The organism is Pseudomonas fluorescens group sp. PF-1 (genome assembly GCF_054481335.1).
This window is the reverse complement of record NZ_JBTMNG010000001.1, coordinates 633,202-656,354: the sequence shown is the minus strand read 5'-3', so window position 1 is coordinate 656,354 and position 23,153 is coordinate 633,202. Positions and strand designations below refer to the sequence as shown.

Sequence of the window (23,153 nt, the reverse complement as noted above, 5' to 3'; positions counted from 1 at the left end):
CCAGTTTTCCTGCAACTTGGCAAAGCCAAATATTTTAACCATCGCCGTAGGATTCATCCTACAATCCTGTAATCCAAATTATTGGATCCAACCAGCCCCCCCCTTCTGTAATGGGAGCTTCGCTATGGAAAAATGGAAAATCTCTCAGCTCGAACAACTGTCATCCACCAATGATCTTGAAACGGCCTACCGGATATCAGTGAACTTCGCGAAAAATATAGGCTTCAGATTCTTCGGATTTTCAACCAGTTACACTTCAAATACCGAGAGGCTGAGTGCTCTGCGCTTGAACAATTACCCGTCAGACTGGAACGCCGATTACGAAAAAAGAAAACTGGCTCGCATCGATCCAGTAGTGGCGCATTGCTTTCAATCGGCAATACCCGTTCTGTGGACCGAAGAACTGTTCGACAGCACGCAATGTCTCTGGAATGAGCTTGAACAACAAGGATTGCAACACGGTTGGTCCCAAGCCGTTCACGACGAGAATAGCGGTCTGTGCAGCATACTGAGCCTTGCGCGCAGCCACTGTCCGATCAGTGCATGGGAGCTGTACGAAAATCAGGGCTACTCCGTGTTCATCGGACATCACCTGCACAAGCTGGTTACGCGAGCGCTGCCCAAGGGGTCTGGCACACCGTCCACCCCGCAATTGTCTCTTCGGGAAATCGACGTGTTGAAACTGGCCGCGGATGGCAAAACGGCCTACGAAAGCGCCAGGATTCTCAATCTCAGCCCGCGAACGATCAATTTCCATGTTCAGGAAACCATCCGCAAATTCGGAGTAAGCAATAAGATTTCAGCTGTCATCGCCGCCGCCAAGGCTGGCTACCTCGACAGAAACGCAATGGGTTGACTGGAAAAACCTGCGAGTAATCCACTCCAAAAAAACGTACCATTCGCGGTCCCTCCTGAGTGATGACGTGTGATTTGTCCACGACGCAGTCCACTCGGACGGCCCCGCCGCCAAGACGCCCCCGGGCCGCGGGATACCCGTTGATTACCCAGAGCCCCGCCCCATGCCCTTGCTCGAAACACCCTTCGCCAGCCTCGACCTGATCCGCCAACCCGAACAGCAGAACGAACCGCTGCAAGCCTTTGACGCGGCAGACGAGTACCTGCTCAACCATCTGGCCGAACAGCAACCTTCGACCGAGACGCGGGTTCTGGTGCTCAACGACAGTTTCGGTGCATTGGCAGCCAGCCTCGCGGGCAAGGTCAAAGCGACCAGCAGCGGCGACTCGTTCCTGGCCTTTCAGGGCCTGGAAAAGAATCTGGCGCGCAATGGCCTGCCGTTTGATGGCGTACCGCACATACCCGCCAGTGAAGCGCTCAAGGGGCCCTTTGACCGGGTACTGATCCGGGTGCCGAAGACGCTGGCCTTACTGGAAGAACAACTGATCCGCCTGCAAGGCCAGTTGGCTCCGGGCACCCAAGTGGTCGCGGGCGCGATGATCAAACACCTGCCACGTGCCGCCGGCGATCTGCTGGAGCGCTACATCGGCCCGGTACAGGCGACCCTGGCGGTGAAGAAAGCACGGCTGCTGATCGCCACGACCGAAGCAAAAGCCCCCGTAGTTTCGCCCTACCCGACTCGCTATCGGCTCGATGCACCGGCCATCGAATTGCTCAACCACGCCAACGTGTTCTGCCGTGAAGGCCTGGACATCGGCACGCGAGCGTTTCTCCCACACCTGCCGAAGAACCTCGGCAGCGCACGGGTTGCCGACCTCGGTTGCGGTAACGGCGTTCTGGCGATCGCCAGCGCCCTGCAAAACCCCGAGGCCCATTACACACTGGTCGATGAGTCGTTCATGGCCGTGCAATCGGCAGCCGAGAACTGGAGCGCCGCACTGGGCGAGCGCGATGTGATTGTGCGGGCGGGCGATGGGTTGGCCGGGCAGGAACCTCAATCGCTGGACGTGGTGTTGTGCAATCCACCGTTTCACCAGCAGCAGGTGGTCGGCGACTTCCTGGCCTGGCGGATGTTCCAGCAAGCCCGGGAAGCCCTGGTGACAGGCGGTGCGTTATACATCGTCGGCAACCGTCATCTGGGGTATCACAGCAAGCTCGCGCGGTTGTTCCGCGGGGTCGAGCAAGTCGCCGCCACGCCGAAATTCGTGACTCTCAAGGCCCGCAAATAATCAGGGCAAAAAAAACCCTCCATCAGGAGGGTTGTAAATCCGCGCCGCAAGGCTGCGGGATGGGATGTCAGGTCATTAGTGTGTGGTCAGGCCGGCGGCGTTCATGAACATCCGCATCAGGCTGGCGACGATGAACAATGCACCGACGCTTCCCGCCCAGATCATGGCCAACCAGCCGAGCCGCTGCCACAGCGGCTTTTTTTCGGCCTGTTCGATGTCGTGCAGGGAATGTTTGTTGCTCATAGCCTGTACCTCCAATGAAGGTGGGTGGCGCCCGTCATGGCGCCATCGCGAGCAAGCCCGCACCCACAAATCCGCGCAACAAAGGCCTAGTGGTAACCATCTTCATAGGTGACCTTGCCGCGGAACACGTAATAGCTCCAGAAGGTGTACCCAAGGATGAACGGGATGATGAACAGCGTGCCCACCAGCATGAAGCCCTGGCTCTGCGGCGGTGCCGCGGCGTCCCAGATCGAGATCGACGGCGGCACGATGTTCGGCCACAGGCTGATGCCCAGGCCGCTGTAACCAAGGAAGATCAACACCAGCGTCAGCAGGAACGGCGTGTAGTGCGCGTTACGAGCCACCGCACGGATCAGGCCGTACAAAGTCACCAGCACCAGGATCGGCACCGGCAGGAACCAGAACAGGTTCGGCAACGTGAACCAGCGCGCCGCAATTTCGGCATGAGCCAGTGGCGTCCAGATGCTGACGATGCCGATCACCGCCAGCAATACGAACGCCAGCGGCCGCGCCAGGTCATGCATTTGCTCCTGCAGCTTGCCTTCGGTCTTCATGATCAACCAGGTGCAACCGAGCAGCGCATAAGCCACTACCAATGCAGCTCCGCAGAACATCGTGAACGGTGTCAGCCAGTCCAGTGACCCTCCGGCGAACTGACGATTGACCACCGGCAAACCATCGATGAACGCCCCCAGCGCCACGCCCTGGAAGAAGGTGGCCGCCACCGAACCACCGATAAACGCCTTGTCCCACAGGTGGCGCTTGGCATCTTTGGCCTTGAAGCGGAACTCGAAGGCCACGCCGCGAAAAATCAGGCCGATCAGCATGAACATCAGCGGCAGGTACAACGCCGAGAGCACCACCGAGTAAGCCAGCGGGAACGCACCGAACAATGCTGCGCCCCCCAGTACCAGCCAGGTTTCGTTGCCGTCCCAGACCGGAGCGACGGTGTTCATCATCACATCGCGGTCACTTTTGCCGGGGATGAACGGGAAGAGAATCCCGATCCCCAGGTCGAAGCCGTCCATGACCACGTACATCATGATGCCGAAGATGATGATCACGGCCCAGATCAGCGGAAGATCAATACCCATGATTCAAATCTCCTTGGTCGTGGTGCGGTCGGCATCGGCGTGTTCATCGTCGGCTGCGGACAGCGGACGTGCCGGTGTGCGTTTCTGGCCAGGACCACCTTCGTTGGTTTCCTTGCCCTCGTCGATCTTCGGCCCCTTGCGCACCAGGCGCATCATGTAGCCCAGGCCGGCACCGAACAGGGCGAAATACACCACGACGAACAGGATCAGGGTGATGCTCATCTGCATGAAGCTATGGTTGGACGACGCATCCGCCGTACGCATCAGCCCGTAGACCACCCACGGTTGACGACCGATTTCAGTGGTGAACCAGCCGGCGAGAATCGCGATCAGGCCGGACGGCCCCATCCACAACGCCAGATACAGGAACGGCCGCGAGGTATAGAGCGTGTCGCGCTTGCGCAGCCACAGGCTCCACAACCCGGTGAAGATCATCAGGAAACCCAGGCCGACCATGATCCGGAACGACCAGAAGACGATGGTCGAATTAGGCCGGTCTTCAGGCGGGAATTCCTTGAGGGCGGGCACCTGTTTGTCCAGGGAGTGGGTCAAGATCAAGCTGCCAAGGTACGGAATCTCGACGGCGAATTTGGTTTTCTCTTCTTTCATGTCCGGCCAGCCGAACAGGATCAGCGGCGTCGCCTCGTTACCTTTGTTTTCCCAGTGCCCCTCGATCGCGGCGATTTTTGCCGGTTGATGCTCGAGTGTGTTGAGGCCGTGGAAGTCACCGATGACCGCCTGAATCGGCGCCACGATCAGCGCCATCCACATGGCCATCGAGAGCATGGTGCGAATCGCCGGGTTGTCTTTGCCGCGCAGCAAATGCCAGGCCGCCGAGGAACCGACGAAGAAAGCCGTTGCGACGAACGCCGCCGTGGCCATGTGCATCAGGCGATACGGGAACGACGGGTTGAAGATCACCGCCAGCCAGTCGGTCGGAATGACCTGGCCGTTGATGATCTCGAAGCCTTGCGGGGTCTGCATCCAGCTATTGGACGCGAGAATCCAGAAGGTCGAAATCAAGGTGCCGATGGCGACCATCACCGTGGCGAAGAAGTGCAGACCGCGGCCCACCTTGTTCCAGCCAAACAGCATGACGCCGAGGAAACCGGCTTCGAGGAAGAATGCAGTCAGGACTTCGTACGTCAGCAACGGCCCCGTCACCGATCCGGCGAAGTCCGAGAAACGACTCCAGTTGGTGCCGAACTGATACGCCATGACCAGCCCCGACACCACACCCATGCCGAAGTTGACCGCGAAGATCTTCGACCAGAAGTGGTAAAGATCGCGGTAAGTGTCGTTGTGGGTTTTCAGCCACAGGCCTTCGAGAACCGCCAGGTAACTCGCCAGGCCAATGGTGATGGCAGGAAACAGGATGTGGAACGAGATAGTGAACGCGAACTGAATTCGGGCGAGATCAAGTGCCTCTAAACCGAACATAAGTCTTCCTCTGTCAGGTAGTACGGCTGCCGGCGCAAGCCTGCATCCACGGTTCCCACGGGTATGGAGTGCGGCGAATTCAAATTCGTTCTTTTTTTTACCAGCATCGCAACGCAGGGAGTCTGGCGCTCGGGTCACTGGATCAACGCCTGTCGAGGGTATTGATCTGGATCAAGCAACGTTGAAAGAGTAGTCCCATTTGCGAGGATGAACCGCGTGGTCTTTTGCCGCGTGACAAGTTGCCTCACCGAGGCGGGCCAGGTGAATAGATGTCTAGCTAACGAAATCTTCCAAGATGGCAACTTCCTGTTACAGCTTAATGATAATCTCTCCCTTTCCCACACCCAGATCTGCCGCCAGATGCCCAGCCAAGAGCCCTTGCTGTTACGTCATCACCGCCCTTTCATCGCGTTCTGGCTGGCCCGGATCTTTACGGCCAGCGGCTTTCAAATGCTCACGGTGGCCATTGGCTGGAACCTGTACCAGCTGACCGGCAACGTGCTCGATCTGGGCCTGGTCGGGCTGGTGGAGTTCGCCCCGCGCGTGCTGTTCATGCTGCACACCGGGCATGTGGCGGACCGCTACGACCGGCGCAGGGTCGCGGCGATCTGCCAGTCCATTCAGGCACTGATCGCCCTGTCGCTGGCGATCGGCAGCGCCACTGACCATGTCACCCGGGAAATGATCTTCATCCTCGCATTCGTGCTCGGTGCCGCTCGCTCCTTCGAAATGCCGACCACCCAGGCCCTGCTGCCGAGTATCGTGCCCAGCGCCCTGTTTCCCAGGGCCGTCGCCGCCGCACAGTCGGCCCAGCAGTCAGCGACCATCGTCGCCCCGGCCCTCGGTGGATTGCTCTACGCCTTCGGCAGTGTCTGGGTCTATGGCCCGACGGTGATTCTTTACCTCATTGCCTGCTCACTGATGCTCAACCTGCCCGCCCGCCAAACGCCGCTGAACAAGGGCAAGGCCACCCTCGATTCACTGCTGGCCGGCATCCGCTTCATTCGCAGTCGCCCCGACATACTGGGGGCTATCTCCCTTGACCTGTTCGCCGTCCTGCTGGGTGGCGCGACGGCGTTGCTGCCGGTTTTCGCCAAGGACATCCTGCTGACCGGCCCGTGGGGCCTGGGCCTGCTGCGCTCGGCACCCGCAGTGGGCGCGCTGATGATGTCGCTGTGGCTGGCGCGATTTGCTGTCGACCGCAATGTCGGGCGAGTGATGTTCACCGCCGTGGGCATATTTGGTGTGGCAACCATCGCCTTCGGCCTGTCGACATCGTTCTGGTTCTCGCTGGCCGTGCTGGTGGTCCTGGGCGCGGCCGACATGATCAGCATGGTGATCCGCGCGTCCTTCGTGCAACTGGAAACCCCGGACGAAATGCGTGGCCGGGTCAGCGCCGTGAACGGATTGTTCATCGGTGCTTCGAATCAATTGGGAGAATTCGAATCCGGCCTGACCGCCCACTGGTTCGGAACCGTGCCGGCGGTGGTCATGGGCGGTATCGGCACACTGGTGGTGACCGGGGTGTGGATCAAACTGTTCCCGAGTCTGGCCAGCCGCGATCGCATGCATGTGCCGAACGAAGAGGCGAAGGCCTGACGCTAAACCACCAACTCCGACGCCACTGCCGTTCGCGTGGCCTTGCCGCAGAGTTGTTCCACCAGTGCCAGGGCGAACGGCAGGGCGGCGCCCGAGCCCTGGGCCGTGATGCAGTTGCCATCGACCACCACCGGTTGATCGACGAAGGTGCAGCCTGACAGTTGATGGCTGGCCGAAGGCAGGCAGGTCATGCGCCGCTGGCGCAACACGCCAAAGGCCTGCAGCGCCAGCGCGGGGGCCTCGGCAATGCCCGCGAACAAGCGACCGGCCGCGGCCTGGTCCTTGATCAATTGTTGCAGGGGTTGATGGTTCGACAGGTGCTGCGCCCCCACCGCACCGCCGGGCAGGACGATCAGGTCGAATGGCTGGGCCAGCAGGTCCACCAGCATGGCATCGCAGGTCAGGCGGGTGCCGCGGGCGCAGGTGAGCATGCGTCGCCCCTCGATGCTGGCCACCACCACTTCCACTTTGGCACGGCGCAGCACGTCGACCAGGGTCACGGCTTGCAGGTCATCGATGCCCTCGGCGAGGGTAATCAAGGCTCTAAAGGTCATAAGGGCAATCCACGGAATGATCCTTAAAGCGTAGTCAGCTTTCCCGACCCTTGTTCGAACCCCGCCTTACTTGATGTAGAGCTGCGTCGACAAGGTGTTGCCCGGGGCGTTGATCGAGGTGTTGCTGAAGGTGAACGTGCCTTCCTGCTTGCCCGCCATATCGAAGACGTACAGATAACCAACGGTTTTCATGCCGACAGTGCAGTCCGTCAGGTTGCCATTATTGAAAGCACAGACTGGAGCCCGGGTGCCGTTCACATCAAAACCGTCCAGCCCGACATGCGCCTCGCGACCGTAACCGATTTCCAACACGTAGATCATGATGTGAGGGCCGGAGTGGTTGCAGCGTGTCTGCTCCTGTCCTTCAGCAATGTCTTCAAAGCCGCAGGCCGGCGATTCGACTTTGAGCACTTTCAACTGAGTCAAGGGTGGCGCCGAGGCCGCCGAGGCGGTTTGTGCCCCCAGGCACAAGGCCAGCAACATTCCAATGCCGATAAACAGACGCTTCTTCACGCGATACCCCTCCCCAAAAACAGCGCGCAGTATGGCTGACTTGGGCTAAACGCAAAACATCGACGACGATCACCGCCATAAGCAGCCATAACCCTACGCTGCTGGTATGATGCGCGGCTTTTTCCGACCCACAGAAAATTCCCAGGCGCCAACAGCGGTCTGTGCTTTGCTGTTGAGGTCGATACATTCACGGCGCCGGGCGCGCCACGGGGAGCAGACATGCTGGAAAGGCTGTTTCAACTCAAGGCACACAACACCAACGTACGCACCGAGATACTGGCGGGCGTCACGACCTTTTTAGCCATGGCCTACATCCTGTTCGTCAACCCGAGCATCCTCGGCGAGACCGGCATGGACAAGGGCGCGGTATTTGTCGCGACCTGTCTGGCCGCCGCCATTGGCTCCACAGTCATGGGGTTGATCGCCAACTACCCGATCGCCCTCGCGCCGGGCATGGGCCTGAACGCCTTCTTCACCTACACCGTGGTCCTGCACATGGGTCACACCTGGCAAGTGGCGCTGGGTGCGGTGTTCATTTCGGCGGTGTGTTTCTTCCTGCTGTCGATCTTCCGCATCCGTGAATGGATCATCAACAGCATCCCGTTGCCATTGCGCTCGGCGATTGCCGCCGGTATCGGCCTGTTCCTGGCGTTGATCGCCCTGAACAAAGCCGGCATCGTAGTCAGCAACCCGGCGACCATGGTCGGCCTCGGTGACCTTAAACAACCGGCACCGATCCTCGCCACCCTCGGCTTTGCCTTGATCGTCGCCCTCGAAGCGCTGGCCGTGCGTGGTGCCGTGCTGATCGGCATTCTGGTCGTGACCATTGTTTCGATCGCGATGGGTTTCAGCGCGTTCGGCGGCGTGATGTCGATGCCGCCTTCGCTGGCGCCGACCTTCCTGCAACTGGACATCAAGGGCGCATTGGACATCGGTCTGTTCAGCGTGATCTTCGCCTTCCTGTTCGTCGACCTGTTCGACAACTCCGGCACCCTGATCGGCGTCGCCAAGCGCGCCGGCCTGATGGGCAAGGATGGCCACATGCCGAAAATGGGCCGCGCCCTGATCGCCGACAGCACCGCCGCCATGGCCGGTTCCCTGTTGGGCACCTCGACCACCACCAGCTACATCGAATCCGCCGCCGGCGTGAGTGCCGGTGGCCGCACGGGCCTGACGGCCGTCGTGGTGGCCGTGCTGTTCCTGCTGGCATTGTTCTTCTCGCCACTGGCCTCCAGCATTCCGGCTTACGCCACTGCCCCGGCGCTGCTGTTCGTCGCCGTACTGATGACATCCGGCCTGGCCGAAATAGACTGGGACGACATCACCGTTGCCGCACCGGTCGTGATCACCGCCCTGGCGATGCCATTCACTTATTCCATCGCCAACGGCATCGCTTTCGGCTTCATCTCGTGGACCGCGATCAAACTGCTGTCCGGGCGTGGCCGCGAGCTGAACCCGGCGCTGGTGATTCTGTCGATTCTGTTCGTGATCAAGCTGGGTTGGTTCAACGCATGACTTTTGATTCCCAGGCCTACGCCACTCAGCTCGAAGAAAAGGTCACGCGCTTGCGTGACCTCCTGGCGCCGTTCGATGCGCCGCAGCCGGCCGTCTTCGACTCGCCGCTGCAGAATTTCCGCCTGCGCGCCGAATTCCGCCTGTGGCGCGAAGCCGGCGAGCGCCACTACGCGATGTTTTCCCAGGAAGACAAACGCACGCCGATCCTGATCGAAGAATTCCCGATCGCCAGCCAGCGCATCAACCAGTTGATGCCGCAGCTCAAGGCCGCCTGGCAAGCCAGTTCAGCCCTGAGCCACAAGCTGTTTCAGGTGGAGTTCCTGACCACCCTGGCTGGCGACGCCATGATCACCCTGTGCTACCACCGCCCGCTGGACGAACACTGGCACGCAGCGGCCTCGAAGCTCGCGGCCGAATTGAATGTCAGCGTGATTGGCCGCTCCAAGGGCAAGCGCGAAGTCATCGGTCACGATTACGTGGTGGAGAAGCTGCAAGTCGGCGGCCGTACCTTCAGCTATCGCCAGCCCGAAGGCGCCTTCACCCAGCCCAACGGCACCGTGAACCAGAAGATGCTCAACTGGGCGTACGACGCACTGGGCGATCGCCCGGACGACTTGCTGGAACTGTATTGCGGCAACGGCAACTTCACCCTGCCGCTGGCCACTCGTGTGCGCAACGTGCTGGCCACCGAAATCAGCAAGACCTCGGTCAACGCCGCACTGAGCAACCTCAGCGAAAACGCGGTGGATAACGTCACCCTGGTGCGCTTGTCCGCCGAAGAGCTGACCGAAGCCTTGAATGAAGTGCGGCCGTTCCGTCGCCTGCACGGCATCGACCTCAAGAGCTATGAGTTTGGCAGCGTATTCGTCGACCCGCCGCGCGCCGGCATGGACCCGGACACCTGTGAACTGACCCGGCGCTTCGACAACATCCTGTACATTTCCTGCAACCCGGAAACCCTGGCGGCCAACATCGCCCAACTGCACGACACGCACCGCATCACCCAATGCGCGATGTTCGACCAGTTCCCGTGGACTCACCACATGGAATCCGGCGTATTGCTGACCCGGCGCTGAGTGCAGGTGCCAGACATGAAAAAGCCGTCTCTGCGACGGCTTTTTTTCACCCTGTTTTCACCCCGGCAGATTCTTTCGATATTCAGTGGTGGTGATGCCTTTATACCCCCAGTTATCGGTATCAATTTCCTCGATCACGATGTGCGTCAGTTCAGGCGGTTTGCCGAGGACGCGCTGCAAGGTTTCGGTGATTTCCGCGATGACCTGGGCTTTTTGCTCCCGGGTAACGCCGTCACGGGTAATACGTACGCTGACGAAAGGCATGCTGTATCTCCTGCTCGTTGATCAAGAAAGGCCTGGGGTATCGAACTCACTGTATCGGTGTGCAGGCATCTGATAAATACTGATTCACACACTTCATTTGATCCCCGGTGTAATCAATCATGCAGCGACAATTCGACGATCTTCAGCTGGGCAGTATCGAGCTGTTTTGCCTGGCCGCCGAAGCCGGTAGCTTCACTTCTGCCGCGCTAGTGGCAGGCGTCACTCCGGCGGCCGTGAGTCGCTCGGTGTCACGTATGGAAGAGCGTCTGGGCGTACGGCTGTTCGCACGCACCACCCGCAGCGTCAAGCTGACCGACAGCGGTCGTCGCTACTACGAGGAATGCCGCCAGGCGCTGGCTCAACTGGTTGAAGCCCAGCGCGAAGTCATGGGCCAGCAGCAAGTGCCGTCCGGGACCTTGCGCATCAGTATTCCCACCACCTACGCCCACCATCGCATCCTGCCGTTGCTCCCGGCCTTTCGCGCGCGTTTTCCGGCGGTGAAGGTTGAGTCGCACATCAGCAATCGCAACATCGATTTTGTCGGCGAAGGTTATGACATGGCCATTCGCGTGCGGGCCATTCCCGATTCCGGCCTGATCGCCAGGCCCCTCGAAGACGCCGAACTGGTGATGGTTGCCAGCCCCGACTACCTCCAGCATGCCGGCACGCCGCAAACCCTCGACGACCTGCAGCACCACGAATGCATCCAGTACGAACTGCCCAGCAGCGGCCGGCGCATCGCCTGGTTGTTCAACGACAAGAGCGTGGAGCGGGAAATTCTGGCGGAAGGCAACTTCAGTTGTTCCGACGATGTACTGGGTGGCGTGCCCCTGGCGAAACACGGCGCGGGGTTGTTTCAGACCTATCGTTTCATTGTCGAAAAGGAGCTGGCTGATGGCTCGTTGCTGGAAGTGCTCAAGCCCTACGGCGGACGCTCTCGGCCGTTTACCCTGCTCTATCCGCAAAGTCGCCACGTCCCCCTCAGATTGCGGGCGTTTATCGATTTTCTGCTTGAGCATCTGCCGCGCTGATACGAAACCGTCCGATCACCGCACACAAAAAGCCCGCTGACCGGCTCTTCAATTGACCGTATTAACCAGTTAGTACAATTTATCTCCACAGGCCGGAATCCTCGGCCAATGCCAAAAACAATAAGTGGAGAAACATTGATGTCCCCCATTATTCTGGTGCTCAACGGCCCGAATCTGAACCTGCTCGGCACCCGTGAGCCGGCAACCTACGGCCACGAAACCCTCGCTGACATTTCCGCCCTGTGCGGTCGTACTGCCGAAGAATTCGGCCTGGCGGTGGAGTTTCGCCAGACCAACCACGAAGGCGAACTGCTCGACTGGATTCACAACGCCCGCAACCGTTGCGCCGGCATCGTGATCAACCCGGCCGCCTGGACCCACACCTCGGTGGCGATCCGCGATGCGCTGGTGGCCAGTGAGCTGCCAGTGATCGAAGTGCACCTGTCCAATGTCCACGCCCGTGAACCTTTCCGCCACCACTCCTTCGTCTCGGCGATTGCCACTGCGGTGATGGCCGGGTTCGGCAGCCACGGCTATCGCCTGGCGCTGGAGCATTTCAGTCTGCGCTTGAAGGGGTGAGCATCGTGAATCAGAACCATACGGTATTGGCCGGACTGATCGGCGCCGGCATCCAGGCATCCCGCACCCCGGCGCTGCACGAACATGAAGGCGATGCCCAGGGTTTGCGCTACCTCTATCGCCTGATCGACCTCGATCAGCTGAAACTCGACAGCAATGCCCTGCCCGACCTGCTCAGTGCCGCCGAGCGCATGAACTTTACCGGACTGAACATCACCTTCCCGTGCAAGCAGGCGATCATCCCGCTGCTCGACGAATTGTCGCCGGAAGCCCGCGGCATCGGCGCGGTGAACACCGTGGTGCTCAAGGATGGCAAGCGCATCGGCCACAACACCGATTGCCTGGGATTTGCCGAAGGCTTTCGCCGTGGCTTGACCGGCGTTGCCGTTGACCGCGTCGTACAGATGGGTGCCGGAGGCGCCGGTGCCGCCGTCGCCCACGCACTATTGAGCGAAGGCGTACGGCAACTGAGCATTTTCGATGTGGAAATCAGTCGCGCCCAGAGCCTGGCGGACAACCTCAATCAACATTTCGGCAGCGGCCGCGCCGTCGCGGGTCTCGATCTGGCGGGGAGCCTGGCCGAGGCCGACGGCCTGGTGAACACCACACCCATGGGCATGAAAAAACTGCCGGGCATGCCAGTGCCGGTCGAGTTGCTGCGCGCGCAGCTGTGGGTCGCGGAGATTGTTTACTTCCCGCTGGAAACCGAACTGCTGCGCAACGCCCGCGCCCTGGGCTGCCGGACCCTGGATGGCGGCAACATGGCGGTGTTTCAGGCGGTGAAGGCGTTCGAATTGTTCAGCGGCGTGGTGCCCGATGCCCAGCGAATGCTGGCGCACTTTCAAAGCATGAATGGCTGAAGGTTTTCTGTGGCGAGCGAGCTTGCTCGCCACGGTTTCAGGCCTGCAGGTAGCGCAATACCGACTCGCAAATCATCTCCCGGTGACGCGCCTTAATGCCCTCGTCCGGCAAGTCGATCTGAAAAATCTCACCGAAGGTGTGACGGTTCGACACGCGATAGAAGCAGAACGAACTGATCAGCAAATGCACATCCAGCGGAACGAGCCCCTTGCGAAACAGCCCTTCCTCGGCACCACGACGCAGAATCTCGCCCAATGAGTCGAGGATGGTGTTGTTCATCGCCTTGATCGCATCGGAACGCTTCACGAACTCGGCGTTATGGATGTTTTCAATGCTGACGATGCGCACGAAATCGACGTTGCGGTCATGGTGATCGAAGGTGAATTCCACCAGCCGCCGAATCGCCTCCACCGGGGCCAGTTCGGCCAGGTGCAGACGGTTTTCGGTGCTGCGGATATCGCCGTAAAGCTTTTCGAGCACTTCGACGTAGAGCTGTTCCTTACTGCCGAAGTAGTAATAGATCATGCGCTTGGACGTGTGGATGCGCTCGGCGATCGCATCCACGCGAGCCCCGGAAAGCCCCTGCTGAACGAACTCGACAATGGCTTCTTGAAGAATGTTCTCGCGGGTTTTTTCCGGGTTGTTCTTGCGACTCTTGCGCGGCTCGGCCATCGGTTCGCCGGACGCCAAGGAGAGTTCTGAAGTCATTGTCATTGCGGGCTCACGGCCATCACTGCACAAGCGGGCGATTATGGGCTGAGCCGCACACTGAGGGAAGCCGTGCGGCAATGGATTACTCCCGTCATTACGAATTTCCTACAACTTTGCCTGACGGACGGCACCGCTTCGGGATTTGGCCATTGCCGCCAGTCGTACCGCGACGTTGGCCGCGCCGTAACCGGCATAGCCGTTCTTGCGCTGGATGATCTCGAAGAAAAACCGCCCTTCGAACGGCTCGGTGTACACGTGGAACAGCTCGCCACCCTGGGCATCGCGGTCGTACAGCACGTTGTAGTAGGCCAGTTCGCTGAGGAACTCGTCGTCGAAGTCGAAGCGCGCCGCCAGGTCGTCGTAGTAGTTGAGCGGGATGTCCAGCAACGGAACGCCCGCCGCTTTCGCGCGACTGACTTCGGCAAAGATATCGTCGCAATCAAACGCGATGTGATGCACGCCGGAGCCGCGATAACTCGACAGCGCGTGTGAGATGGCGGTGTTGCGGTTCTCGGAAATGTTCAGCGGCAGACGAATCGAGCTGTCCCGACTGCGCAACGCGCGGCTCTTCACCAGACCATAAGGGTCGGGCAACACCACTTCGTCGTCGGCCTCGAAATCCAGCAGGCTCTTATAGAACAACACCCAACTGTCGAGGCTGTCGGCCGGCAGGGCCATCGCCATGTGATCGATGCGTTTGAGGCCGCCGCTGGCCAGCGCGTTCGGCTGCAGGTTGAAGTCGGTACCGTAGACGTCGGCGTCCTGATCCACCAGGTAAATCAGGCTGCCATCCGGCGCGCGCACGGCGGCGAGTTCCAGTTCATTGGGGCCGACCAGCCCGCGATAGGGCTGGCCTTTGTAAGCCACGGCGCGGGCCAGTGCACTGGCGCTGTCCTTGACCCGCACGGCGGTGGCGCACAGCGATGGACCGTGGGCCTCGAAAAAACTGTGGCCGAACGAGTAAGGCTCGGAGTTGAGGATCAGGTTGATATCGCCCTGGCGCAACAGGCTGACGCTCTTGGATCGATGCTGGCCAGCCTTGACGAAACCCAGGCGTTCCAGCCAGTTCGAGAGCTTGGCACCGAGGCTTTCATCCACGGCGAACTCGAGAAACTCGATGCCGTTGTACTCGCTGGCCTTGGGCGTCTCGAACAGGATGTCGAGGTTGGCCGCAGGTCGGGATTCCTGCTCCAGGCGCTGACGGGTTTTCTCTTCGAGGTACAGCAACGAACGCAAACCGTCGGCGGCATTGGCCCGTGGCGGCGCGGCGCGAAAGCCGTCGTTGAAGATCTCCAGCGACAGCGGCCCGGTGTAACCGCTCTTGATGATCGGTGCGAGGAAGCCCGGCAGATCGAACTCGCCCTGGCCCGGGAAGCAGCGGAAATGCCGGCTCCACTCCAGCACATCCATGGCCAGGATGGGCGCGTCGGCCATTTGCACGAAGAAGATCTTGTCGCCCGGGATATCAGCGATGGCGCTTGGATCGCCTTTGAGCGACAGCGTATGAAAGCTGTCGAGCAACACGCCGAGGCTTGGATGATCGGCCTGACGCACGATGTTCCACACCTGTTGATAGGTGTTCACATGCCGGCCCCAGGCCAGTGCTTCGTAACCGATACGCAAGCCCCGCGCGCCGGCGCGTTCGGCCAGCAGGCGCAAGTCGTCGACCAGAATCTGCTCGTCGCCAATGGAATCGGCCGAGGCGTTGCTGCACACCAGCACCAGGTCGGTGCCCAGTTCCTGCATCAGGTCGAACTTGCGCTCGGCCCGCTCCAGATTGCGCGACAGGCGGTCACGGCGGCAGCCTTCGAAATCCCGGAACGGTTGAAACAAGGTGATGGCGATCCCGAGATCGGCGCACATCTGTTTGATTTCCCGGGGGCTGCCGTCGTAGTAGAGAAGGTCATTCTCGAAAATCTCGACGCCGTCAAAACCGGCGGCGGCGATGGCTTCGAGTTTTTCCGGCAGGGTACCGCTCAAGGAAACGGTGGCAATGGAACGCTGCATATCTTCGACTCCCGGTACTGGAGACCATTTTGTTAGGGGCATTCGCCAGCTGATGCGGGGACTGCGTTTAGCTTTGAGTGAATTATTGGCTGCGTGATCCCGCACAGCAATTTAAAGTGTACTACCCAGTTAGTTTTGCGTGCGATTATCGAACAAAATGACAATTGGCGAATTGACGATTTTTCGTCCACTGCGCAACATCAACACCACATTGGGCCCGGTCACCACACATCGGTCCCAGTTAACAACGACCCAGAACACCACATAAAAATTTCAAAAAAACGGGTATACGCTCATGCGCTCCTTCACCGCTCTGCTCGCTCGAACCAACGCCATTACGCCTGGCCCGGCGTCCATCCGCCCCCTGCGCACCGCTGGCACACACGTGCCGCTCGCTGAATAACCCGTCAGCCGACGAAACAGCCGATCAGTCCTCACGCGCACGCCGCCAGCGATTGATCACGCGCCCTTGAAGTCCCGACGAGCCTGGCTTGTCAGTCATTGAACGGATGGCACACATGAATCCTACACAAAGCTCACGCATGGCCCCGGCCATGAGCGCTACCACTGGTGGCATCGGCGATAAAATTCGCGGCGCCATGGCCGTCGGCAAAACCCGTTGGGGCATGCTGGCGCTGGTGTTTTTCGCCACCACCCTGAACTACATCGACCGCGCCGCCCTCGGCGTCATGCAGCCCATCCTGGCCAAGGAAATGAGCTGGACGGCGATGGACTACGCCAACATCAACTTCTGGTTCCAGGTCGGTTACGCCATCGGCTTCGTGCTGCAAGGGCGCTTGATCGATCGGGTCGGTGTGAAGCGCGTGTTCTTCTGCGCCGTACTGCTCTGGAGCCTCGCAACCGGCGCTCATGGCCTGGCCACATCGGCGGCTGGCTTCATGGTTTGCCGCTTCATCCTCGGCCTGACCGAAGCCGCCAACTACCCGGCCTGCGTGAAGACCACGCGCCTGTGGTTCCCGGCCGGTGAGCGTGCCGTGGCCACCGGTATTTTCAACGCCGGGACCAACGTCGGTGCGATGTTCACGCCGATGCTGCTGCCATTGATCCTGCATGCCTGGGGCTGGCAAGCCGCGTTCCTGTGCATGTCGGCACTGGGCGGCATCTGGCTGGTGTGCTGGGGCCTGAAATACTTCAACCCGGAAGATCACCCTCGCGTTAAACAGTCGGAACTGGACTACATCCAGAAAGAAGTCGAACCGGAACAAACTCGCGTACCGTTCTCGAAAATCCTGCGCATGCGTGGCACCTGGGCCTTCGCCCTCGCCTACTCGATCACCGCGCCGGTGTTCTGGTTCTACCTGTACTGGCTGCCACCGTTCCTCAATCAGCAATACAACCTGGGGATCAACGTCACCCAGATGGGCATCCCGCTGATCATCATCTACCTGACGGCCGACTTCGGTAGCGTGGGCGGCGGGATACTGTCCTCGTTCCTGATCGGCCGCGGTATCAACCCGATCAAGGCGCGACTGATGTCCATGTTCCTGTTCGCCTGCTGCATCATCGGCGTGATCATGGCCGCGGGTTCCAGCAGCCTGTGGGTCGCGGTGTTTGCCATTTCCCTGGCCATCGGCGCGCACCAGGCCTGGACCGCGAACATCTGGAGCCTGGTGATGGACTACACGCCCAAGCACATGATGAGTACGGTGTTCGGTTTCGGTGGCATGTGCGCCGCCATTGGCGGGATGTTCATGACCCAGTTGGTCGGCCACATCCTGACCGTCACCAACAACAACTACACCGTGCTGTTCACCCTGATTCCGGCGATGTACTTCATCGCGCTGATCTGGATGTACTTCATGGCCCCGCGCAAGATTCCGAAAGTAGAAGACTGATGCTGCCTCGGCGCAGGCCCGATTCCGGGCCTGCGCTTTTTTTGTGCCTGCATTTCATGAATCCACGATTTTTCGTTCATCGCCAAGGAGGTCTAACCATGTCGCCAGGTCGCCTGAGCATCGCCCAACGCGCGGTCATCAGCTTCGGTCTCATCGCCCTGCTGGTGCTGTTGCAGGGCTTGTTCGCCCTCAAGCAAGTCGCCCAAGTGCGTGCCACCGGCCAATACACCGAGAACATCTCCCTGCCCAGCACCCGCTACCTGGGGGAAATCCGTGACTATGCATTGAGCATTCGCGTACTCAGCCTGCGCATGGCACTCAACCGCGACCCCAAGGTGCTCGAGGCCACGGTGAGCCGCCTGCATCAGGTGCAGGGCTGGCTGGAGCAGGCGCTGAACAAATTCACCCCCCTCGTGGGCGATTACAACAGAGAGCCGTACGAAAAATTCGTCGCGACCGTCACCCAATACCGTCAAGCGCTGGCGCAATACGAAACCCTGTCGCGGGAAAACCGCCAGGAAGAAATGACCGCGCTGCTCAACGGCAAGATCCAGGATTACTCGACCCTGACCGGTGACCAGTTCGCCGAGCTGGTGGCCCTGACCACCCAGCAAGTCAGTCAATCGGCGCAACAGGCCGACGCGCTCTACAACCAGGTGAAAGTCACGGTGATCGGGGCCTTGATCGCCGTCTCGCTGCTGACCGTGCTCCTCGCCTGGATGTTGATTCGCAGCATCGTGGCGCCCATCCGTCAGGCCGTAGACGTGGCCGAACAGGTCGCCGCCGGGGATCTCAGTACGCCGATCAGCAGCCACGGCACGGATGAAACCGGCCGCTTGCTGACCGCGTTGTCGATCATGCAAACCAGCCTGCGCGAGACCCTGCAACGGATCAGCGACGCCTCCACGCAACTGGCCGCTGCCGCCAACCAGATGAAACAGAGCACCCACCAGGACTCTGGCCGCCTGCAACAGCAGCACAACGAAATCGAACAAGCCGCCACGGCGGTGAACGAGATGACCGTGGCTGTGGAAGAAGTCGCACGCAATGCCGTATCGACGTCTGACAGTACGCGCCAGTCGACACAACAGGCGAGTCAGGGTCAGGCGCGGGTGATTGAAACACTCGACTCGATCCAGGCCATGAGCGCCGATGCCGGCACAGCCCTGCAACAGGTGCAGACCCTGGCCGAGCAATCCCGGGAAATCGGCAAGGTGCTGGACGTGATTCGCGCCATCGCCGAACAGACCAACCTGCTGGCGCTCAACGCGGCCATCGAGGCCGCCAGGGCCGGGGAAGCGGGGCGCGGGTTTGCGGTCGTGGCCGATGAAGTTCGCGCACTGGCCCATCGCACCCAACAATCGACCCGGGAAATCGAACAGATGATCGGCCGGGTTCAGGGCGATACCGAAGGGGTGGTGCTGTCGATGCACGACAGCAGCCAGCGCGTTGCGCAAACCCTGTCGCTCGCTGAACAGGCTGGCATCGCGCTGGCGGAAATTACCCGGGCTATGGAACAGATCCATGAGCGCAACCTGGTGATTGCCAGCGCGTCGGAAGAGCAAGCGGCGGTGGCGCGCGAGGTGGACAGGAATCTGCTGAACATTCGCGACCTGTCACTGCAAAGCGCCGACGCCTCGACCCGCACCAGTGCTACCAGCCAGGAGCTGTCGCAATTGGCGGCGGGCCTGCAAAACCTGGTGGTGCGCTTCAGGTTCTGAGCGGCCTCAACGGCGACTTTGCTGCCAGGCCGCCGCCAGGCCACTGCAGCAAATCACCGCGATCCCGAGCACCGTGGTCAGGGTTGGCGTGTGGGAAAAGAGCAACCAGCCCAGCAGACCGGCAAACACGATCTGGCAGTAACTGAAGGGCGCCAGCAAGGCGGGCGCGGCATGGCGGAAAGCCTGGGTCAGAAACAGATGCGCCGTCATGCCGCAGGCGCCCAGCGCCAGCATCAGCACGCCATGCGGCAGGCTCGGCACCTGCCAGAAGAACGGCACCAACGCACTCATCACCAGGGTGTTGCACAGCCCGGCGAAGAAGTTGCTGGTGGTCGGGCTGTCGATCTCGCTGAGCTTGCGGGTCAGCAGTTGATAGAAGCAGAAAAACAGCGCCGAACAGAACGGCAGCAACACCGCCGGGGTGAACAACTCGCCGCCGGGGTGAACAATGATCAGCACGCCACTGAAACCGAAAATCACCGCCAGCCACTGCCCGCGCGTCACGCGCTCCTTGAGCAACGGCACCGACAACGCCGTGACCAGCACGGGCGCCAGGAAGTTGACCGAGGTCGCTTCCGCCAGCGGGATGTACATCAACCCCGTGGTGAAAAACAGACTGGTGCCCAGCAGGCATAACGCCCGGACCAATTGCAGCAACGGGCGCTTGGTACGCAACACCCGCAACCCGGATTGCGGCAGGAAAATCCCGGCCATCAACAAGGTGTGCACCACATAACGCGCCCACACCACCATGACAATCGGGTAGAACCCCGAGAGGTATTTGGATATCGCGTCATGACTGGAAAACAGGAAGGTGGCAACGACGATCAGCAAGATGCCCTTGAAGGGCTGATTGACGCCGGAAAGCGGGGTGCTGACTGTCATTGGGTTTCCTTTTGTTTACATCAAAAATCAAAAGCTTCGCGGGCAAGCCACGCGCCCACAGGTCCGCATAAAACGTGTGGGAGCGTGGCTTGCCCGCGACAGGTGCGCAGCACCGCTTACAGCCGCGCCAACAATTCCCGGGTTTTATCCAACGCCATCTGCGCCCGGTCCAGGCCGCTCACGCCCTGCTCCAGCAGTTGCAGGGTGGGAATTTCCAGACTCAATGGAATGTTAGCCGGCAAACAGCGCAACAGCCCCGGCAGATCGCAATCGCCATCGCCGGGAAACCGCCGCTCGTTACGGGCCTGACGCAAAATCTCGGCCATGTCGGCCGGACGCGGCCCCGCCACATCACATAACTGCGCATACCGTAGCCGCGAAGGGGCAACCCTGGCCAGATCTTCCAGCCGCGACCCGGAGCGATCGAAATGGAACGCATCCACCAGCACTGCACCGTTTTCGCGCCCGGCTGCCTCGACGATGCGCACGGCTTGCTCAAGGTTGCGCGCATCGGTCCAGGGCATGAACTCCAGGTGCGGATGCAGTCCATATGGGACCGCCAGATCACAAAGCAGCGCAAAGTTATCGGTCAGGCGTTGCTCATCCACATCATTACCGGCCACCAGTAATTCAGTCGCACCGAATTCGGCACCGACCGCCAGCACCTTCTCGAATTCGGCGACGACGGTATCCGGCTTCAAGCGCAGGATTTCAACATCCAGTACACGTAGGCCGGTATCGCGCAGACGCGCCAGGGTCTGACGGCGCAAACCCGCATCCGCCACCAGGGCAAAATGGTGCTCCTCCGGCGTCGCCGGCACCAGACGCAAGCCGACGTGGCTGTACCCGGCCCACGCCGCGACGTCGACCATCTCGGGCGGTGACAACTCCAGCACGGTCAGACTGGCCAGGGAAAAGATTCGTTCACTCATGGTCAAGCCTCAATCAGGGAAGGTGTGCAAGCGCGACCGGTTTCGGCGGCTTCGCGGATGGCTTCGATCAGCGCCAGGGTGCGGGCGGCATCGGCGGCGCTCACCAGCGGCTCGACTTCCCGGCGCACGACGCGCACGAAATGCTGCAACTGCAAGCGCAACGCCTCATCGGCGCTGAAGCTTTCCTGCGTCTGCACCAGGGACTGATGCCACCCGCCATCGGCTTCGGTGTAATGCCAGCGCTTGAGTTGCGGAATGCTCAGCGCCCCGCCGGTTCCGGCGAGCAAGTAACACGGCTGGTCGGCCTGACGCGGATACACCGGGTTCTCCCCGGAATCCAGCTCCCAACTCCAGGGCGCCGCCACCGCGTCGGACCCGGTCAGGCTGCCCAGGGCACCGTTGTCGAACTGCAGCAACACCGCCGCGCAATCTTCGTTGGCAAAACCGCGGATGGCGTTGCTGGTGATGGCCTGCACCTGACGCACTTCACCGCACAAGTGCCGCAGCAAATCGAGGTCGTGGATCAGGTTGGTCAACAACATCCCCGCACCCGCCTCGCGGCGCCAGGGCGTCTCGAAGTAACTGTCGGGTTTGCGCAACTGCCAGAGCGCCGTGACCGTGGTCAACCGGCCCAGGGCGCCGCTCTTGACCAGTTCATGGGCACGGACGATCAACGGGTTGTGCCGCCGATGATGGCCCACCAGCACCGGTACTCCCGTAGCCTTCGAAGCCTCCACCAACCGGCGAACCTCATCCAGATGCACGCCGACCGGTTTCTCCAGCAACACCGCTACACCGACGGCGAGGCAATCGAGGGCAGTGCTGACGTGCAGGTTATTCGGATTGGCGACGATGACCGCGTCCGGCTTCATCTGCTCCAGCATCTGAGCGTGATCGGCGAAATACGCCACTCCCCATTCGGCGGCGAGGGTTGCTGCTTGCGGACCGGGATCGGCCACGGCGCACAGCGTCGCTTCAGTCAGGGTTTTCAGATGCCGGTAATGCTGCTGGCCCATGATGCCAGCGCCGATCAGGGCGATTCGAAGGGGCGAATTCAAGACGCGGTCCTCTTGTGTTTATTGTTGGAAGGAAGATTTCCAATAATTTAGAACCCGGTTCCAGATTCTTACACACACAAGGACTGAAAGTGTTCGAACAGCGCACAGCTTTCATTTGGCAAACGAAAATCCTTTGTGGGAGCGAGCTTGCCCGCGATAGCGGACCTCCAGCCAACAATGATGTCGGACATACGTCCCTCATCGCGGGCAAGCCCGCTCCCACAGGAGAAACTTGCGCCCCTAGTTAAATAACTCCGACGCCAGACTCGCCGCCGACAATTCCTCGGTAAACCTCAACAACAACGGCGCCAGTTCATGCAGTCGCGCGCCCGGCATCCGCGCGCTCGGCCCGGCAATGCTGAGTACGCCAATCACCCGGCCAGAGCCGGGATGACGCACCACCGCGGCAATCGCCGACGTGCCTATCGCCGAACTTTCCTCGACACAGGCGTAGCCTTGCTCCCGCGCCAGGCGCAGGCGCTCTAGCAATTCAATGTTCGAGCGCGGCGCATTCGGCCCCAGTTCCAGTGGTCGGTCCATGGCCTGGCGTTCTACCAGCGACAGGGCTTCGGCATCGCTCATGCACGCCAGCCACGCATGCCCGGAGGCCGTATAAAACAGCGGTGCATCGCGGCCCATGTCCGGGTCGTAACGCAAGCCGGAGCGGGCCCCCTGGGACTTGGCGATCCAGGTCTGCCGCTCGCCGTCTATGACGCCCAGGCGCACCATTTCACCGGTTTCCTGAGCCAGGCGATCGAGCACCGGCTGCACGATATCGGCGCCACTGCTCGACAGATAACGGAACCCCATCGCCACCAGCTTGGTCGACAGGTGGTAGCGCAGGTTCTCCGGGTTCTGTCGCACATAACCGAGGCGAATCAGCTCCGCCAGCATGCGATGGGTGGCGCTCTTGGGGATGTCCAGCTGCTCTGCCAGGGTCTGCATCGGCAGGCCTCGGGGGTCGCTGGTGAGGCTTTCAAGCACACTGAAAACACGTTCGATCTGACTGCCGGCCATGGGAGCTTCCACGCAAAATTTGCTCGATTCTAGAAGACAACCGGCCGAATGCG

General features: G+C 60.7%; 22 protein-coding genes and 1 pseudogene. 11 read left to right on the top strand and 12 right to left on the bottom strand.

The window, feature by feature from the left end; translation table 11 throughout:
• Positions 1-124 precede the first annotated feature (124 nt).
• Together ACX3YD_RS03145 and ACX3YD_RS03140 are read left to right on the top strand one after the other, a co-directional pair.
• Positions 125-856 carry a helix-turn-helix transcriptional regulator gene (locus tag ACX3YD_RS03145; RefSeq protein WP_458959249.1) on the top strand — a complete coding sequence of 244 codons (732 nt, stop codon included), beginning with the start codon at positions 125-127 and terminating at the stop codon, positions 854-856.
• A gap of 163 nt (positions 857-1,019) precedes the next feature.
• Complete coding sequence (locus ACX3YD_RS03140) at positions 1,020-2,144, top strand: methyltransferase (RefSeq protein WP_458959248.1); 1,125 nt, start codon at positions 1,020-1,022, stop codon at positions 2,142-2,144.
• 75 nt (positions 2,145-2,219) lie between these two features.
• On the opposite strand, the gene ACX3YD_RS03135 is transcribed toward ACX3YD_RS03140, so the two are convergent.
• The 3 genes from ACX3YD_RS03135 to ACX3YD_RS03125 form a co-directional block, all read right to left on the bottom strand.
• Positions 2,220-2,387: a DUF2474 domain-containing protein gene (locus ACX3YD_RS03135; RefSeq protein WP_081997949.1), complete on the bottom strand. Its 168-nt coding sequence runs from the start codon at positions 2,385-2,387 to the stop codon at positions 2,220-2,222.
• Between the two features lie 86 nt (positions 2,388-2,473).
• Positions 2,474-3,481 carry a cytochrome d ubiquinol oxidase subunit II gene (gene cydB, locus ACX3YD_RS03130; protein WP_458959247.1) on the bottom strand — a complete coding sequence of 336 codons (1,008 nt, stop codon included), beginning with the start codon at positions 3,479-3,481 and terminating at the stop codon, positions 2,474-2,476.
• Between the two features lie 3 nt (positions 3,482-3,484).
• The gene (locus tag ACX3YD_RS03125; protein ID WP_458959246.1) at positions 3,485-4,921 is read right to left on the bottom strand and encodes a cytochrome ubiquinol oxidase subunit I; all 1,437 of its coding nucleotides are present in this window, start codon (positions 4,919-4,921) and stop codon (positions 3,485-3,487) included.
• Positions 4,922-5,281: 360 nt separating this feature from the next.
• On the opposite strand from ACX3YD_RS03125, the gene ACX3YD_RS03120 reads away from it, so the two are divergent.
• Positions 5,282-6,520: an MFS transporter gene (locus tag ACX3YD_RS03120; protein WP_458959245.1), complete on the top strand. Its 1,239-nt coding sequence runs from the start codon at positions 5,282-5,284 to the stop codon at positions 6,518-6,520.
• A gap of 2 nt (positions 6,521-6,522) precedes the next feature.
• Here the strand turns inward: ACX3YD_RS03120 and ACX3YD_RS03115 are convergent, their stop codons facing one another.
• Both ACX3YD_RS03115 and ACX3YD_RS03110 read right to left on the bottom strand, forming a co-directional pair.
• On the bottom strand, positions 6,523-7,074 hold the full coding sequence (locus ACX3YD_RS03115) for a DJ-1 family glyoxalase III (protein ID WP_458959244.1): 552 nt from the start codon (positions 7,072-7,074) through the stop codon (positions 6,523-6,525).
• Between the two features lie 66 nt (positions 7,075-7,140).
• Complete coding sequence (locus ACX3YD_RS03110) at positions 7,141-7,557, bottom strand: DUF4879 domain-containing protein (protein ID WP_103403520.1); 417 nt, start codon at positions 7,555-7,557, stop codon at positions 7,141-7,143.
• 249 nt (positions 7,558-7,806) lie between these two features.
• On the opposite strand from ACX3YD_RS03110, the gene ACX3YD_RS03105 reads away from it, so the two are divergent.
• Together ACX3YD_RS03105 and trmA are read left to right on the top strand one after the other, a co-directional pair.
• Entirely contained in the window at positions 7,807-9,102 is a 1,296-nt protein-coding gene (locus tag ACX3YD_RS03105) for an NCS2 family permease (protein WP_130204733.1), read from the top strand.
• A complete protein-coding gene (trmA, locus tag ACX3YD_RS03100) occupies positions 9,099-10,178 on the top strand; it encodes a tRNA (uridine(54)-C5)-methyltransferase TrmA (RefSeq protein WP_458959243.1) in 1,080 nt (359 codons plus the stop codon). The genes ACX3YD_RS03105 and trmA overlap by 4 nt, the downstream gene beginning before the upstream one ends.
• 57 nt (positions 10,179-10,235) lie before the next feature.
• Here trmA and ACX3YD_RS03095 read toward each other — a convergent pair whose 3' ends face one another.
• Complete coding sequence (locus ACX3YD_RS03095; RefSeq protein WP_047533558.1) at positions 10,236-10,442, bottom strand: tautomerase family protein; 207 nt, start codon at positions 10,440-10,442, stop codon at positions 10,236-10,238.
• Between the two features lie 119 nt (positions 10,443-10,561).
• Between ACX3YD_RS03095 and ACX3YD_RS03090 the strand changes: the two genes are divergently transcribed.
• From ACX3YD_RS03090 to ACX3YD_RS03080, 3 genes are all read left to right on the top strand, one after another.
• Positions 10,562-11,473, top strand: coding sequence for a LysR family transcriptional regulator (locus tag ACX3YD_RS03090; protein ID WP_458959242.1), 912 nt, complete (start codon positions 10,562-10,564; stop codon positions 11,471-11,473).
• Positions 11,474-11,611: 138 nt separating this feature from the next.
• Positions 11,612-12,052 carry a type II 3-dehydroquinate dehydratase gene (gene aroQ / locus ACX3YD_RS03085; RefSeq protein WP_103403479.1) on the top strand — a complete coding sequence of 147 codons (441 nt, stop codon included), beginning with the start codon at positions 11,612-11,614 and terminating at the stop codon, positions 12,050-12,052.
• Positions 12,053-12,057: 5 nt separating this feature from the next.
• Positions 12,058-12,912 carry a shikimate dehydrogenase gene (locus ACX3YD_RS03080; protein ID WP_130204727.1) on the top strand — a complete coding sequence of 285 codons (855 nt, stop codon included), beginning with the start codon at positions 12,058-12,060 and terminating at the stop codon, positions 12,910-12,912.
• Between the two features lie 37 nt (positions 12,913-12,949).
• Here the strand turns inward: ACX3YD_RS03080 and ACX3YD_RS03075 are convergent, their stop codons facing one another.
• Positions 12,950-13,627, bottom strand: a complete 678-nt coding sequence (locus ACX3YD_RS03075; protein WP_458959241.1) for a TetR family transcriptional regulator — start codon at positions 13,625-13,627, stop codon at positions 12,950-12,952.
• Between the two features lie 102 nt (positions 13,628-13,729).
• Entirely contained in the window at positions 13,730-15,631 is a 1,902-nt protein-coding gene (gene quiC, locus ACX3YD_RS03070; protein ID WP_047533568.1) for a 3-dehydroshikimate dehydratase QuiC, read from the bottom strand.
• 518 nt (positions 15,632-16,149) lie between these two features.
• Between quiC and ACX3YD_RS03065 the strand changes: the two genes are divergently transcribed.
• The 3 genes and pseudogenes from ACX3YD_RS03065 to ACX3YD_RS03055 all read left to right on the top strand — a co-directional run bounded on the left by ACX3YD_RS03065 (position 16,150) and on the right by ACX3YD_RS03055 (position 19,208).
• Positions 16,150-17,487, top strand: a complete 1,338-nt coding sequence (locus ACX3YD_RS03065) for an MFS transporter (protein ID WP_103403477.1) — start codon at positions 16,150-16,152, stop codon at positions 17,485-17,487.
• Positions 17,487-18,353, top strand: a pseudogene (locus ACX3YD_RS03060) (MCP four helix bundle domain-containing protein); the annotation flags it as partial. The gene ACX3YD_RS03065 and the pseudogene ACX3YD_RS03060, both read left to right, overlap by 1 nt.
• Positions 18,345-19,208, top strand: coding sequence for a methyl-accepting chemotaxis protein (locus tag ACX3YD_RS03055; protein ID WP_371919888.1), 864 nt, complete (start codon positions 18,345-18,347; stop codon positions 19,206-19,208). The pseudogene ACX3YD_RS03060 and the gene ACX3YD_RS03055, both read left to right, overlap by 9 nt.
• Positions 19,209-19,214: 6 nt before the next feature.
• Here the strand turns inward: ACX3YD_RS03055 and ACX3YD_RS03050 are convergent, their stop codons facing one another.
• From ACX3YD_RS03050 to ACX3YD_RS03035, 4 genes are all read right to left on the bottom strand, one after another.
• On the bottom strand, positions 19,215-20,093 hold the full coding sequence (locus ACX3YD_RS03050; RefSeq protein ID WP_047533578.1) for a DMT family transporter: 879 nt from the start codon (positions 20,091-20,093) through the stop codon (positions 19,215-19,217).
• Between the two features lie 116 nt (positions 20,094-20,209).
• Entirely contained in the window at positions 20,210-21,025 is an 816-nt protein-coding gene (locus tag ACX3YD_RS03045) for a sugar phosphate isomerase/epimerase family protein (protein ID WP_458959240.1), read from the bottom strand.
• Between the two features lie 2 nt (positions 21,026-21,027).
• On the bottom strand, positions 21,028-22,083 hold the full coding sequence (locus tag ACX3YD_RS03040; RefSeq protein ID WP_458959239.1) for a Gfo/Idh/MocA family protein: 1,056 nt from the start codon (positions 22,081-22,083) through the stop codon (positions 21,028-21,030).
• Between the two features lie 240 nt (positions 22,084-22,323).
• Complete coding sequence (locus ACX3YD_RS03035; RefSeq protein WP_458959238.1) at positions 22,324-23,100, bottom strand: IclR family transcriptional regulator; 777 nt, start codon at positions 23,098-23,100, stop codon at positions 22,324-22,326.
• Positions 23,101-23,153 lie beyond the last annotated feature (53 nt).

Bases quoted from the DNA above. Each gene is read 5' to 3' on its own strand.
- ACX3YD_RS03055 (WP_371919888.1), top strand. From the start codon at position 18,345: ATGCAAACCAGCCTGCGCGAGACCCTGCAACGGATCAGCGACGCCTCC.
- cydB (WP_458959247.1), bottom strand. From the start codon at position 3,481: ATGGGTATTGATCTTCCGCTGATCTGGGCCGTGATCATCATCTTCGGC.
- trmA (WP_458959243.1), top strand. From the start codon at position 9,099: ATGACTTTTGATTCCCAGGCCTACGCCACTCAGCTCGAAGAAAAGGTC.
- ACX3YD_RS03135 (WP_081997949.1), bottom strand. From the start codon at position 2,387: ATGAGCAACAAACATTCCCTGCACGACATCGAACAGGCCGAAAAAAAG.
- ACX3YD_RS03105 (WP_130204733.1), top strand. From the start codon at position 7,807: ATGCTGGAAAGGCTGTTTCAACTCAAGGCACACAACACCAACGTACGC.
- ACX3YD_RS03115 (WP_458959244.1), bottom strand. From the start codon at position 7,074: ATGACCTTTAGAGCCTTGATTACCCTCGCCGAGGGCATCGATGACCTG.
- ACX3YD_RS03120 (WP_458959245.1), top strand. From the start codon at position 5,282: ATGCCCAGCCAAGAGCCCTTGCTGTTACGTCATCACCGCCCTTTCATC.
- ACX3YD_RS03075 (WP_458959241.1), bottom strand. From the start codon at position 13,627: ATGACAATGACTTCAGAACTCTCCTTGGCGTCCGGCGAACCGATGGCC.
- ACX3YD_RS03145 (WP_458959249.1), top strand. From the start codon at position 125: ATGGAAAAATGGAAAATCTCTCAGCTCGAACAACTGTCATCCACCAAT.
- ACX3YD_RS03050 (WP_047533578.1), bottom strand. From the start codon at position 20,093: ATGACAGTCAGCACCCCGCTTTCCGGCGTCAATCAGCCCTTCAAGGGC.
- quiC (WP_047533568.1), bottom strand. From the start codon at position 15,631: ATGCAGCGTTCCATTGCCACCGTTTCCTTGAGCGGTACCCTGCCGGAA.
- aroQ (WP_103403479.1), top strand. From the start codon at position 11,612: ATGTCCCCCATTATTCTGGTGCTCAACGGCCCGAATCTGAACCTGCTC.
- ACX3YD_RS03125 (WP_458959246.1), bottom strand. From the start codon at position 4,921: ATGTTCGGTTTAGAGGCACTTGATCTCGCCCGAATTCAGTTCGCGTTC.
- ACX3YD_RS03065 (WP_103403477.1), top strand. From the start codon at position 16,150: ATGAATCCTACACAAAGCTCACGCATGGCCCCGGCCATGAGCGCTACC.
- ACX3YD_RS03110 (WP_103403520.1), bottom strand. From the start codon at position 7,557: ATGTTGCTGGCCTTGTGCCTGGGGGCACAAACCGCCTCGGCGGCCTCG.
- ACX3YD_RS03095 (WP_047533558.1), bottom strand. From the start codon at position 10,442: ATGCCTTTCGTCAGCGTACGTATTACCCGTGACGGCGTTACCCGGGAG.
- ACX3YD_RS03140 (WP_458959248.1), top strand. From the start codon at position 1,020: ATGCCCTTGCTCGAAACACCCTTCGCCAGCCTCGACCTGATCCGCCAA.
- ACX3YD_RS03090 (WP_458959242.1), top strand. From the start codon at position 10,562: ATGCAGCGACAATTCGACGATCTTCAGCTGGGCAGTATCGAGCTGTTT.
- ACX3YD_RS03045 (WP_458959240.1), bottom strand. From the start codon at position 21,025: ATGAGTGAACGAATCTTTTCCCTGGCCAGTCTGACCGTGCTGGAGTTG.
- ACX3YD_RS03035 (WP_458959238.1), bottom strand. From the start codon at position 23,100: ATGGCCGGCAGTCAGATCGAACGTGTTTTCAGTGTGCTTGAAAGCCTC.